The sequence below is a fragment of the Acinetobacter sp. V116_7 genome (genome assembly GCF_056735735.1).
In genome coordinates this window covers 18,577-32,494 of sequence record NZ_JBWZIF010000025.1, presented here as the reverse complement: position 1 = coordinate 32,494, position 13,918 = coordinate 18,577, and the positions used below count along the sequence as shown (strand labels likewise).

Genomic DNA, 13,918 nt, shown 5'->3' with positions numbered 1-13,918 from the left:
CCCTGCTGTCCTAGGCCTGATTCATCAGAATCACAGCACCAGTCACTAACAAGTTGACCAACGCCAATGGCAAACAAATTTTCCAACCAAAGTTCATGACTTGGTCATAACGTGGACGCATTAAAGAACCACGAGCCAAAACAAACATCATTACAAAGAATGCTGTTTTAATCACAAACCAGAATACTGGTGGAACAAATGGAATTTCTAAATTGAATGGTGCTAACCAACCACCAAAGAATAAAGTTACGATCAATGCAGAAATAAGTACCACGTTGACATATTCAGCAACGAAGAACATACCCCATTTCATACCACCATATTCAACATGGTAACCTTCAGCCAATTCTTGTTCTGCTTCTGGTTGGTCAAATGGATGACGGTGAGTTACCGCAACACCAGCAACCACAAAAATCAAGAAACCTAAGAATTGTGGAATAACGAACCAAACATCGCGTTGTGCTTCAACAATTTCACGAAGGTTAAATGAGCCTGCAATTGCAACCACACCCATTAATGAGATACCCAAGAACACTTCATAAGAAATGGTTTGAGCAGCCGAACGTAAACCACCAAGCAATGAGTATTTGTTATTTGAAGCCCAGCCACCAAACAATACTGCATAGACTGCAATACCAGCCATTGCCATGAAGAACAACAAACCGATACTCATGTCAGCAACACCCAGTGAAGGACTCACCGGGATTACCATGAACGAAAGAACCGCTGTTGCCATTGCAACAGCTGGTGCTAAACGGAATGTAAGTTTGTCAGCAAATTTTGGTGTCCAGTCTTCTTTGAACATGATCTTAAGCATGTCGGCAACGATCTGGAACATACCACCAGGACCAACACGGTTTGGACCATATCGGTCTTGCCACCAAGCAAGTAAACGACGTTCAATAAAAGACATCAACGCTGCAACTAAAACAACAACAAGCAAAATCACAACTGCTTGAACTACAGCGTAGGCGATTGGCCAGTTCTCAGCCCAAAGTGGCGTTTGACGTATAATTTCTTGATTCATGAATTACACTCCTAAAGCCACTGAAACAGGCTCAGCTAGTGACACCATTGGTGCTAAACCAACTGGGTAACCAATATAACCTGTAGGTAAATATTCAATTACTTGTACAGGCAAGCTCACACTGGTTTCGCCTGCTTTTACAGTAATGCGTTGACCTTCTTGAAGGTTCAAACGAGTTGCATCTTGTTCGCCCACTGCAAACATAGCTTCTGGAATACGAGTTTCCATTGCAGGTGTTTTAATAGTGAATTCACCAGAACCAAAAATATGATGCATTGGTACTAAGCGGAAACTTTCAGGGTTTGCAACTACAGCCACTGGAGCAACATAGCTACGCGCAGGGCGTTTTGCCAAGCGATCGAATAAACGAACACCTGAATCACCGCCTTTTAAGTGACCACCTACTTCATCTTGGTATTTGTTCCAAGATTGTGGAGAGTTCCAGCCCGGAGCCCATGCAAACGGTACTAATGATGATGCTTTTTGTGGACCAACATAACCTTCCATTGAGAATGTTAATGCTGAATCTGGATCGGTAGGCTGTTTCGGTTCATGAACTGATAACGGCGCACGCATTGCTGTACGACCTGAATAACGACGTGGTTCACGTGCAATTTTCAAACCATGTACACGGTAACCTGCATCAGGTGCCACATCTTGAATTGCTTCAAGTACTGGTACATTTTTCACGATGCTTTCAATCACATCATCAAGCAATGTCCAATCTACAGCCTTACCTTTAATGCCAGTTTCAATGGCATGTAACCAACGCCATGATTCTTTAATTGCATATTCAGGCTTGTAGTAACTTGGATCGTAAACTTGGTAGAAGCGCTGTGCACGACCTTCTTGGCTTACAACAGTACCGTCACCTTCTGCAAAGCTTGCTGCTGAAAGAACGATATCAGCCTGTTTCACAGTTTCAGTTTCACTGTGATCAAGCACGATTACTGTTTCAGCTTTATCTAGTGCAGCTTTTACTTGAGCAGCAGGTAAACGACGGAACAAGTCATTTTCAACAATAACAAGTGTGTCGTAGTCTTGAGCAAATGCTTGTTCAAGGCTTAAGCCACCAAACAATGCCAAGCCCATAGAGTTCACTTCAGGAACCACAAGACTTAAACCAGCTTTAGAACCTAAGTTCTGAGTCAACTCAGCCGCAGCTTCCATAATAGAAGCATCTTGCAAACTTGTACCCGCAATGATTAATGGTTTGTTTGCTGTTTTTAAAGTGTCAGCAATAGTTTGAGCGAATGCTTTTGCATCGTCATCCAGACCAATTAATACATCACCTTTCACTGCTGCTGCTACGGCAAAGCCTAAACGTGCAATATCATTTGGAGAAGCAACAACTTCACCAGTTGCAACGTCGGCAAGACGAGTTTGAGTTGCAGCCAAGATATAGATCGGAGATTTTGCTTCTTGACCAATACGTTGTACAGGTTCAGCCAACCAATCTGGAGTACGTGTTTTCGCAGCCATTTCGCGAGCTTTGTTTTTCGCAGCTTGGCGAACAGACAATGCCATACGTGGAGCAGTTTGAGTCAGGTCTTCACCTAAAATCAGAACAGCATCATAGCTTTCAATTTCACGCATGTTCGGGTTGTAAATACCCTCGGTTTGCATGATAGATGCAGCAAGTTCAACAAGTTTTTGTTCTTTTTGAGCAACACCAGTTGAGTAATTTGCCTGACCTACAAGCTCACGTAGTGCGTAGTTCGATTCCAAGCTTGCGCGTGGAGAACCAATACCCAAGACTTTTTTGCCTTGAAGTTTTGCAATCGTTTGATCTAAAGCTTGATCAACAGAAACAGTTGCAACAGTTTCACCGTTACGGAACTGAGGCTGACGTGGACGGTCTGCACGGTTTACATAACCTGTGCCAAAACGACCTTTGTCACAAAGGAAGTATTGGTTAACCGAACCATTAAAACGGTTTTCTACACGACGGATTTCACCATAACGTTCACCCGGAGAAATGTTACAACCAGAAGAACAACCTTGACACACGCTTGGTGCATACTGCATGTCCCATTTACGGTTATAACGCTCTGAATGAGTCTTATCAGTGAATACACCTGTTGGACATACTTCAGTCAAGTTACCCGAGAATTCAGATTCTAAAGTACCTGATTCTGGACGACCAAAGTAAACACGAGATGCATTGGCATACACACCAAAGTCTGTACCGCCCGCATAATCTTTGTAGTAACGAACACAACGGTAACAAGCAATACAACGGTTCATTTCATGCGCAATGAATGAGCCGAGTTCTTGGTTGTAATGCGTACGTTTTGTGAAACGATAACGACGACGGTCATGACCCGTCATTACAGTCATATCTTGTAAATGACAGTGACCACCCTCTTCACAGACTGGACAGTCGTGCGGGTGATTCGTCATCAAAAATTCAACAATAGAGGCACGGAAATCCGTTGCTTCTTTGTCTTCAATTGAGATATAGGTATTGTCAGATGCTGGTGTCATGCAAGACATGACCAAACGACCACGCGTATCTTCTGGATTCGCATATTGCGTAACAGCACATTGACGGCAAGAACCAACCGAACCTAAGGATGGATGCCAACAAAAATATGGGATGTCGATGCCCAGACTCAAACATGCTTGTAGCAAGTTTTCCGAGCCGTTGACTTCATACGATTTTCCATCGACATGAATTGTAGCCATAGTCGAATTCCTTAAGCTTGTTCTACGTTGCTGGTTTGCACGACAGGACGAGTCGTCACTTTCGCTTCAAACTCACCACGGAAATGTTTGAGTGCGCCCATAAGCGGCTCCATCGCACCTGGTGCGTGGGCACAGAAAGTTTTACCGATCCATAATTTACGAGTCAATTCTTGTAAATGGTCGATATCTTCTTTCTTACCTTCGCCTGCTTCAAGTGCTTTAAGCGCTTTAACAGCCCATGGCAAACCATCACGACATGGTGTACAGAAACCACATGATTCACGCGCAAAGAACTCTTCTAAGTTACGAGTGAGCGATACCATGCATTGAGTTTCATCTACAACCATCAATAAACATGTTCCCAAACGAGAACCTGCTTTCATAATCGTGTCTGCATCCATTGGTAAATCAATGGTATCTGCTGGTAAAAAGTCAGTTGAAGCACCGCCCGGTAACCATGCTTTAAGCTTTAAGCCTTCTCGCATACCACCAGCATGATCTTCAATCACTTCACGTGCAGTTGTACCAAATGGCAATTCCCAAAGACCTGGGAATTTCACTTTACCTGACGCACCATAAATTTTAGTGCCTGGGTCTTTTGATTTACCTGCTGATAAACCGATATACCACTCTGGACCACGAAGCATAATTGCTGGCAAGTTGTTATAAGTTTCAACATTGTTCACAATTGTTGGACGGCCCCATGCTCCTGCAACTTGCGGGAACGGCGGCTTAGTACGAGGGTTAGCACGACGACCTTCAAGCGAGTTAATCAATGCAGTTTCTTCACCACAGATATAACGCCCTGCACCCGTATGTACATGCAACTCAAAATTCCAGCCAGAACCTAAAATATTTTCGCCTAAATAACCTTTAGCACGAATCTGTTCTAACGCTTCATTTAGATATTGAGCCGCCTCGATGTATTCACCACGGATAAAGATATAACCTTGAGTTGCCTCTAAGGTATAACCCGCAATCAACATCCCTTCGATCAATTGATGTGGAAGTTTTTCCATCAACAAACGGTCTTTAAAGGTACCCGGTTCCATTTCATCGGCATTACAGATCAAATAACGTGGACCACCATCATTTGGTGCCATTAATGACCATTTAATACCCGCTGGGAAACCCGCACCACCACGACCTTTTACGGTTGCAGCTTTAATCACGTCTAACACTTCAGCAGGTTTCATGCCTAATGCTTTTTTAAAGCCAGCATAACCTTCAAGTGCTTCGTAATCATCAGCACCACGAACTTCGTCACGTTTGCTTAAACGCCAAGTTAGTGGATGAGTTTCTGGATTACCGTCGCCATAAATTGGTTTTGGTTCAGTATTCATACATACTTCTCCAATAACTGTTTGACCGATGTCACTTCAACTAAACCGTGAGTATCTTCATCAATCATTAAAGTTGGGCCTTTGTCGCAGTTGCCTAAGCAGCAAATTGGAAGCAGCGTAAAACGACCATCTGGTGTCGTCTGACCATACTGAATTCCTAGTTCGCGCTGGAATGCTTCAGCAAGTGTTTCTGCACCCATCAAGAAGCAAGCAATTGAGTCACAAAGCAAAATTACGTGACGACCTACCGGATGGCGATAGATACGGTTGTAAAATGTTGCAACACCTTCCAAATCAGCAACACTCATCGACAATAACTGTGCGATGGCATTCATTTGAGCGTCATCTACCCAACCATTACGGCGCTGTACACACTTCAATGCATCCAAAGAGGCTGCACGAGGGTATGGATAGTGACCAATGTGATGTTCGATATCGTGAATTTCTTCCGCAGTCAAAATTCCTTCAACATTCACACGTGGCTTTTTATCAGTCAAAATCATCATTATGTGTTACCTCTTAGCGATCCACGTCAGCCATAACCACGTCAATGGTCGCCAGATAAATGATTAAGTCAGATACTAAACTTCCGTTAATCACTGAAGGCATTTGCTGTAAGTGAGTAAACGTCGGTGTACGAATACGAGTACGATAACTCATCGTCGCTTTATCTGAAGTCAAGTAGTAAGTACTTGCGCCTTTAACCACTTCAGTCATAAATGATGACTCGCCCGCTGGCATGACAGGACCCCATGAAACGCTCAAGAAGTGCGTAATCAAGGTTTCAATATCTTGTAATGTCTTATCTTTCGGTGGTGGAACAGCCAATGGATGATCCGCTTTATATGGACCAGAAGGCATGTTATCCAAACACTGTTGAATAATTTTTAACGACTCAGTAATTTCACGGAAGTGAACGAGTACACGTGCATATGCATCGCCTTCATACTCAACTGGCACATCAAAATCGAAGTTTTCATAGCCACTGTATGGACGATATTTACGAACGTCAAAATCAATACCTGTCGCACGTAAACCAGTACCTGTTACACCCCATGCGAGTGCAGATTTGGCATCGTATTGTGCAACGTTACGCGTACGACCAATAAACACAGAGTTTTTCAATGCCGCTGTGTAGTATTCGTTTAAGCGCTTAGGCATCCACTCTAGCAATTCTTTAACAAGTTTTTGCCAGTTGTTTGGAAGATCGTGTGCTGTACCACCAATACGGAACCATGCTGGATGCATACGGTAACCCGTGATTGCTTCAACAATGTCGTAAACTTTTTGACGGTCTGCGAACATATAGAATACTGGTGTCATACCACCGGCATCCTGAATTGCCGTACCACAGAATAATAAGTGGTTATTAATACGGAACAATTCGTTCAACATGACACGAATCACTTGCGCACGTTCAGGAACTTTAATACCAGCCATTTGCTCTACAGCCATTACATACGGCATGTTTTGAGCACAACCACCTAAGTAGTCAACACGGTCAGTATAAGGAATGAAAGAATGCCATGTTTGACGTTCAGCCATCTTTTCCACACCACGGTGGTGATAACCGATATCAGGAACACAGTCCTTCACTTCTTCGCCATCTAACTGTAATACAACACGGAACGCACCATGTGCAGATGGATGGTTAGGACCCAAGTTCAGGAACATAAAGTCTTCGTCAGCGTTACCACGCTTAAGACCCCAGTCTTCTGGCACAAAGCGTAAGTGCTCTTGTTCAAAGTCTTGTTTCGCTTTGTCTTGCATGTACGGCGTATATTCCGTCGCACGTGCTGAATATTCTTTACGAAGCGGGTGACCTTCCCAATACGTTGGCAACAAGATACGACGGAGCATTGGATGCCCTTCGAAATTGATACCAAACATATCGTAAGCTTCACGTTCATACCAGTTGGCATTTGGCCAGATATTAGTCGCTGTCGGAAGGTTAAGATCATTTTCGTTCAAGGCAACCTTGATACGAATGTCACTATTACGCTCAAGCGATAATAAATGATAGAACACAGTGAAGTCAGATGCTGGCAAACCATCACGATGAACACGTAAACGCTCATCCATCGCAGACAAGTCAAACAGCATTACATATGGACGTTCCACTTTACGTAGGAACATAAGGACTTCTTGCACGCGTGCGCGCTCAACCCAGACTGTTGGAAACTCTTCAAAAGTCGCCTGCACGTAAAAGTTCTCACCAAATTTGGTTTTGAGTTCTTCTACGATTGCAAATGCTGGGCGTGAATCAACTGGTGTTGACTCTGGCATAGCAATGTCAGTTTCAGCCATTGGCTTGGCTTCCTATTTAATACAAATTCTGTCAATTTTCTCGATGAACATATCGGTTAGATATGTCAAAACACCGTCAAAAAATTATTTAATCTCATCCATAGAGCGTAAGTTTTTAACGGCAATACGCTGCGCATTCTTACGGTCACGTTCTGGCATCATCTTTGGCTTATACACTGGCTGAAGATCATCACCGATCACGGCAGAAAGCGGGCGTCGCTCTAATTGAATCTGGTCTTGTAAAAGCATTAAAGCTTGAATTAATGCTTCAGGACGAGGCGGACAACCTGGGACGTACACGTCAACAGGAATAATTTTGTCTACACCTTGAACTACTGAATAGATGTCGTACATACCTCCAGAGTTTGCACAAGCACCCATCGAGATGACCCATTTAGGCTCTAACATCTGTTCATATAGACGCTGAATAACTGGTGCCATTTTTACGAAACAGGTTCCTGCAACAATCATCAAGTCAGCTTGACGAGGTGAAGCACGGATAACCTCTGCGCCGAAACGTGACAAGTCATGCACACCTGTTAAGGTCGTTGCATATTCAACGTAACAACAAGAGGTACCAAAGTTAAATGGCCACAAGGAGTTTTTACGCCCCCAGTTTACTGCTGTATGCAAGACATCCTCTAAACGAGTCATGAATACGTTTTTATTCACTTCCTCTTCTAGTGGATCTGTCACGATTTGACGTTCTTGCAATGGGTATTGATCAGCATCCGGATTCGCGCGGGTCAGAGTATATTTCATCCCGACTTACTCCTTTTCAGATGACAATGCAGGTGTAGTTTTTGACTTAACACGACCTGATGATTGAGCTGGAATCTGGCCTGTAGGGTCAGTTACAAGCTCTTCAATAGAGTTAAAGCGTGTAATTTCAGCAATGTTCATTGTTGGCGAACCGATTTTAATCGCCTCACCTGCTGATTTACGGCGATCTGCTGGTGACCAACTTAAAGCACCTACAGAGAAGGCATAAACAAGCGCAATCAATAAATCAACGACAAAGATCACGACAGTGGTATATCCCAACCACCCTACTTCACGCACAGAAGTAGACCATGCATAGAGGTAAAGTGCCTCTAAGTCGAAGACAACAAAGAAAATTGCAACTAAATAGAACTTTGCAGACAGGCGAATGCGAGCGCCACCAGCACTCACGACACCCGATTCAAACTGCTCTTGCTTAGCACGCCCCCACGATTTCCCCCCGAGGAGTAAGGGAACTGTGAGCATAAAGACGCAAAGAAATGTAACGCCGATCACGAAGGCGATAATCGCCCAGTCGTATGGAGTAATGGCACTCATGCGGGGATAACTCCTGGCAGGCCTATTATTTAACAAAGAATGTATGTATTGGCCTTCAAATACACCAAACACAAAATTAATCCCGCCAATTGTACCTGATTTCTAATTTCGCATGCTAGTTGAAGCGTCTTAGTCTTTCGGATGATTTTCTAAACAAAACTATTCTTCTATGGGTTGTAAGGGGGGTTTCACCGCACATAATCGGTTTATTTAATAGTTTTTTTGTTTATGATGATTTTTTTCATTTTTTAATTTTAGAATATTTACACAGTTCATCGACTATTAAGTTTTAATAACTTACTTTTTTATAATATTAGTTTGTTTTTTATTGTATTCAGCTTCTCCTCTGAATTATGATGAATGTTTAGTCATGCATAATATTTTATTACTCTTGGATAAGAGTATTTATCATTAAGGGCAGCTGATGCCATACTCACTTCGTGAATTTTCATTTTTTTCCTCTTTAAAAATTTTTCTCCTGTTTAGCTTTATTATTGCAGTATGTTGTTTTATTGGCATCGCATCTCGTCCTTTAAGCTTTCTCGCATTCTTCTGGCCTGCTAACTCGGTTTTGCTTGGTTTACTCATTCGCTTTCCAAGCACACGTCGATTAAGCTCATTTTTAGGTGCTTATAGCGGCTATGTCGTTGCCGATCTGCTTCAGGGCACTCCATTTGCTCTTACACTCGTTTTAACAACGTCAAATTTTCTTTATGTTGTTACTACGTTTGCACTCTATATGTTTTTTAATCAGCATATTAAAGCAGCCTACCGAGGTTATTCCTACCTTTTTTTATTTGCTTTATGCGGAGTAGGAAGCGTAGCAGGCGCATTGTTTGCAGCAACTTTCGTGCCTATGTTTAATACTAAATTTATGCTAGGTGGTTTGTGGGATGAATTTGGTTACTGGTTCACTTCAGAATTGCAAAATGCTCTACTTCTTTTACCGATCATATTGAACCTACCTCAATATAGTCAGGTAAAACATTATTTTTCAAGAAATCGCGGCTTACAAGTAACCGACCTTTTACCTTTCGGGGCTGTCCTCATTTCTATTGCAGCCAGCTATTATGATTCTGGTCCCGGTTCGCTACTCTACCCAATTGCTGCACTGATTTGGTGTGCAATTCGCTACAAACCTATTGTTGTTGCACTCATTACAAGTCTTACCAGTGCCTACATTATTTATCATGTTTCTGGACATTATCTTTTACTCTATCCGAATGACTATTTCAGCAATACGATTTCAATTCGTATTGGGTTAATCATGATGACGATTGCCCCTCTTACGGTTTCCAGTATTAGCGTTTTACACTCAGAATTAATTCAAAAGCTTCAACACGCGATTGCGCATGACGAGTTAACCTCAAGTCTCACTCGACGCCAATTTTTACAGTCAGTCAGACTACTTCAAGAAAAAGTGCACAAGGAAAATAAAACCTCAGCTTTTTTCATGTTGGATGTAGACCATTTCAAACAAGTTAATGATAACTACGGCCATCAAATAGGTGATCGCGCCCTACAAACCTGTGTTACCACTATTCAAAATATTTTGCATCCTCATGATTTATTAGGACGATTTGGCGGTGAAGAATTTGCAATTTTCATTGCAGATACCACCAAAGAGAGTGCCTTTGACCTTGCAGAGCAAATACGAATTAAAATTAGTCAGCAACCGATTTACATTTATGGGAAATTACCAATTTTCATACAAGTCAGTATTGGTATAAGTTTATATTCCCCTTCATCACATAGAGCAATTGAAAATTTATTTAAAGAAGCAGATGACGCTTTATATCAAGCAAAACGTCAAGGGCGTAATCGGGTCTTTATATCTTTATAGGTTTTCATTTAATCATCTAGTGTAATGAATTTTATACAATAACCTGTGTTTTGCCATGTATGCTAATAACAGATAATAAGGAGAAAAATGCATGACTCTAGAATATACGCACAAACCAAACTACTACTTGTTTGCTCAGTTACTTGTGCGACATATAGAAAGCTATATTCACAAACATCCAGATGCGAATAATGCAATTTTTGACTTGCGAGATGTCTATGAAATATTTAGACAGGATTTTGCGTCAACGACAACAAACCTAGAAGGTATTTTGCATATTGCAGATGAATATAAAATAGAAACGCTTAATGGAGATCAACCTCTTATTCAAAAATACCAGATTGATGCAAAAAACAATTCATTACTAATCGACTTTAATTCCGATGCGTTAACCAGCTTAAGAAGCGGAAAACCCATTTTGGAACCAGATGCAACTCAATTATAAGTAATGCAATAAAAAAGCACCTTTATGAAGGTGCTTTTTTATTGGTTTTCAAAGGAGGTTGTTTAAAGCGTTTTGCCGGCCATGTCATGATAAAGCGAGCTCCACCTAAGGTAGGACTTTCATCTACTTTAATCTCACCACCGAACCAATAAGCAATACGACTTACAATTGACAACCCTAAACCATAACCACCCGACGCACGCGTACGGCTGTCATCTAAACGGGCAAAGGCTTCAAATACTCTTTGACGATCTTGCTCAGGAATTCCGGCGCCATCATCTTCAACACAAACAAAGGCCATGCCATCGCTGTGAATACCACCTGTAATACGAACTTTGTTATCACAATAACGAACAGCATTACCCACCAAGTTTTGAACCACCCGATGTAAATAACGGCGCTCCGCATCGACTTTCAAATAAACGGGAGGAGCAACAAGCTCAATTTCTTTTTGCGTTTTTAAAGCTTCAGTTTCTACCGCAACCTGATCCAATACATCAAATAGCGCAATTTCAGCAAAATCTAATGAAGGTGTACCCTGCTCTAGCTTTGCATAAGTCATGATTTCATCAATTAAGGTATTAAGCGCCTCAATATCTTTATCAATCATATCGACCTGATGCATACGATGATTGTAATCATCTTCCTCTGCCAACATCTCTGTACCAAAGCGTATACGTGCAACCGGCGTTCTAAGTTCATGAGATACAGCTCTCATCAACTCACGCTGAGCCTCAATTAAACGCTGAATATGATCAGACATATTGTTATAACTTGATGCCAAGTTTGCCATTTCGTCACTTCCTTCAATAGGAACACGCAATGACAGATCACCTGACTTCATGCGGTTTAATGCATAACGTACTTGGCGAATTTTACGTTCTAACGGCAAGATAAGACCATAAACACCTAAGCTCAGTAAGAATAGGCTAAATAAGGTAATTCCGGCAGAAAGCTGTAAAGGCATCCAGTTAAACATTGGAACCGGTCCAAGAACCAGAACTCGTGTAGGCTGATTTGGTATTGGAGATACGATTGAAATGGTTGTTCCGCGCATTGTTGCACTATCTTTGTACAACATGACACTTTGGTCTTGGCGTAAACGACCAATTTGCTCAGAGTCTAGATTAATATCTTGAATATTGTAGATATTAATTGGATATGAAAAATGTTTTTGAATCTTGGCAAGATATTCTTGTTCTTGCCCCGGATAAAACATTAGATAATCAAGTACAAAAATAGGGAGAGCCTTCATTTGGCGCTCACTAATTTTGTCTACTTTTATCGATAAAAAGTGCTGAGGATCGTCACGTAAACCAATAATGATATACGCGATACTATTACTGGCATCGTAACGGACAACAGACTTTTGAGCTTCGATCCGTTTTTTCTCAGTACGAGATAACTCAACCTTGCTCGCATCAGTGTAATAAATTGGAAGTTCCAATAAATCTGATGCATCTGAAACCCAGTCTATTTTCTGTTGCTTCCCCGGTTGTCGAGCGACTCCCTCACTAATGACATAAGAAATACCATCAGTTAAAGATTCACGGTATTCTTGAGCACGCTGATAATTGATAATTTGTACAAGCAAATAACCAAAAACGGCAACCAAAACAACAAGAATTACCAGTCCCGCATAGATTCGCAGGAATATGCTGTGTTTAAACACTCGACCAACCTTATAGGAAGTTTATTCAGATCTTATAACCCATTGGTTTCTTTAACGAACAAGTAACCTTTACTACGCACTGTTTTAATACGTTTTGGATTTTCAGGATCATCACCAATTTTTGGACGAATACGTGAGATACGGACATCGATTGAACGGTCCTGACCATCGTATTCAATACCGCGTAAACGTTCGAAGATATCTTCACGCGATAAGATACGACCAGCATTTGATGCAAGCAACCATAATAGGTCATATTCTGCGCTAGTGAAATCAACAAGCTCACCATGCAGTGTTACAGAACGGCCGCCATTATCAATTACAAGGTCATCAAATTCGATACGCTGTGCAACTTCGTCTTCTACAGTTTTATCTGTGCGACGTAATAGTGCACGAATACGCGCTAATAGCACACGTGGTTGAACTGGTTTAGCAACATAGTCGTCTGCACCCATTTCTAGACCAAGTACCTGATCCATATCTTCTGTACGTGCAGTCAACATCAAAATCGGTTGATGATAATGTGGACGAACTTCACGGCAAACAGTTAAGCCATCGGCACCCGGCAACATGACATCCAAGACCACTAGGTCTGGTTGTTCACTAATAATACGACGAATTGCACGGTTACCATCAGTTTCTACACCAACTTCCAAGCCGTTGCGGATTAAATACTCTTGAGTTAATCGTGCTAAACGCTCGTCATCTTCAACGATCAGAATCTTTGGTAACTTTTCTTCTTGGCTCATATCATTGCCCCTATAAATCTCATTACATGCATCTTAAAAATCTTGCAGATACATTCGTTTATCATTTGCAATATACACACGTTTACATTGTAAACAAGTAGGCGTTCACCAAACTGATACATGACAACCGTGTTTTGTTGCATTTTATTAACCTTTGAATTTTCTCGTGTTTTTAACATTTAGTTATTGTTATGAAATTTCATATTCTATTCATATTTCCAATGTATGAATATTAAACAAATTATTTCTTCTCCTACATTAATTGTATTTAAGTGATTGTTTTTTGAGTTATCCACAAAGTTATCTATAAGCGTTTTTTAATAGCTTTGCTATGCTATCTCCCATCAAATCATACAGATAAAAAATTACTAAAAAGTCAAGATTGATCTGCTATGAAAAATCCCGTATCTTGTGTTCAAAATAAACTTTAACTACTAAGTCTTGTGTTTATCCCTCAAACATCGTGGCATACTTTTTGCTCGGTTCAAACGGTCTATAAACATAACAAAAGTGACAATGGAGCT

12 protein-coding genes are annotated in these 13,918 nt (G+C 41.3%); 2 read left to right on the top strand and 10 right to left on the bottom strand.

Annotation, left to right across the window (positions count from 1 at the left end; all coding sequences use genetic code 11):
• Positions 1-10 precede the first annotated feature (10 nt).
• The 7 genes from nuoH to ndhC all read right to left on the bottom strand — a co-directional run bounded on the left by nuoH (position 11) and on the right by ndhC (position 8,685).
• Complete coding sequence (nuoH, locus tag AC1PJP_RS10720) at positions 11-1,027, bottom strand: NADH-quinone oxidoreductase subunit NuoH (protein WP_004703499.1); 1,017 nt, start codon at positions 1,025-1,027, stop codon at positions 11-13.
• Positions 1,028-1,030: 3 nt separating this feature from the next.
• Positions 1,031-3,715, bottom strand: coding sequence for an NADH-quinone oxidoreductase subunit NuoG (nuoG, locus tag AC1PJP_RS10715; RefSeq protein ID WP_004794324.1), 2,685 nt, complete (start codon positions 3,713-3,715; stop codon positions 1,031-1,033).
• 11 nt (positions 3,716-3,726) lie between these two features.
• Positions 3,727-5,058: an NADH-quinone oxidoreductase subunit NuoF gene (gene nuoF, locus AC1PJP_RS10710; protein ID WP_004794326.1), complete on the bottom strand. Its 1,332-nt coding sequence runs from the start codon at positions 5,056-5,058 to the stop codon at positions 3,727-3,729.
• Positions 5,055-5,564 carry an NADH-quinone oxidoreductase subunit NuoE gene (gene nuoE / locus AC1PJP_RS10705; protein ID WP_005302974.1) on the bottom strand — a complete coding sequence of 170 codons (510 nt, stop codon included), beginning with the start codon at positions 5,562-5,564 and terminating at the stop codon, positions 5,055-5,057. The genes nuoF and nuoE overlap by 4 nt, the downstream gene beginning before the upstream one ends.
• 13 nt (positions 5,565-5,577) lie before the next feature.
• On the bottom strand, positions 5,578-7,365 hold the full coding sequence (nuoC, locus tag AC1PJP_RS10700) for an NADH-quinone oxidoreductase subunit C/D (RefSeq protein ID WP_004794331.1): 1,788 nt from the start codon (positions 7,363-7,365) through the stop codon (positions 5,578-5,580).
• Between the two features lie 84 nt (positions 7,366-7,449).
• Complete coding sequence (locus tag AC1PJP_RS10695; RefSeq protein WP_002050353.1) at positions 7,450-8,127, bottom strand: NuoB/complex I 20 kDa subunit family protein; 678 nt, start codon at positions 8,125-8,127, stop codon at positions 7,450-7,452.
• 6 nt (positions 8,128-8,133) lie between these two features.
• Complete coding sequence (gene ndhC, locus AC1PJP_RS10690; RefSeq protein WP_003653481.1) at positions 8,134-8,685, bottom strand: NADH-quinone oxidoreductase subunit A; 552 nt, start codon at positions 8,683-8,685, stop codon at positions 8,134-8,136.
• Between the two features lie 424 nt (positions 8,686-9,109).
• On the opposite strand from ndhC, the gene AC1PJP_RS10685 reads away from it, so the two are divergent.
• Positions 9,110-10,528 (top strand): sensor domain-containing diguanylate cyclase, encoded by a 1,419-nt coding sequence (locus tag AC1PJP_RS10685; RefSeq protein ID WP_005302972.1) that lies wholly within the window; start codon positions 9,110-9,112, stop codon positions 10,526-10,528.
• A gap of 91 nt (positions 10,529-10,619) precedes the next feature.
• Complete coding sequence (locus tag AC1PJP_RS10680; RefSeq protein ID WP_002120022.1) at positions 10,620-10,973, top strand: hypothetical protein; 354 nt, start codon at positions 10,620-10,622, stop codon at positions 10,971-10,973.
• Between the two features lie 22 nt (positions 10,974-10,995).
• Here the strand turns inward: AC1PJP_RS10680 and bfmS are convergent, their stop codons facing one another.
• Genes bfmS through AC1PJP_RS10665 form a run of 3 tightly spaced genes read right to left on the bottom strand, consistent with a single transcriptional unit; the run spans position 10,996 to position 13,573 of the window.
• Complete coding sequence (gene bfmS, locus AC1PJP_RS10675; RefSeq protein ID WP_216070635.1) at positions 10,996-12,645, bottom strand: sensor histidine kinase BfmS; 1,650 nt, start codon at positions 12,643-12,645, stop codon at positions 10,996-10,998.
• Between the two features lie 32 nt (positions 12,646-12,677).
• Entirely contained in the window at positions 12,678-13,394 is a 717-nt protein-coding gene (gene bfmR, locus AC1PJP_RS10670; RefSeq protein WP_003653488.1) for a response regulator transcription factor BfmR, read from the bottom strand.
• Positions 13,391-13,573 carry a hypothetical protein gene (locus AC1PJP_RS10665; RefSeq protein ID WP_034679197.1) on the bottom strand — a complete coding sequence of 61 codons (183 nt, stop codon included), beginning with the start codon at positions 13,571-13,573 and terminating at the stop codon, positions 13,391-13,393. Before AC1PJP_RS10665 ends, bfmR begins: the two co-directional genes overlap by 4 nt.
• Positions 13,574-13,918 lie beyond the last annotated feature (345 nt).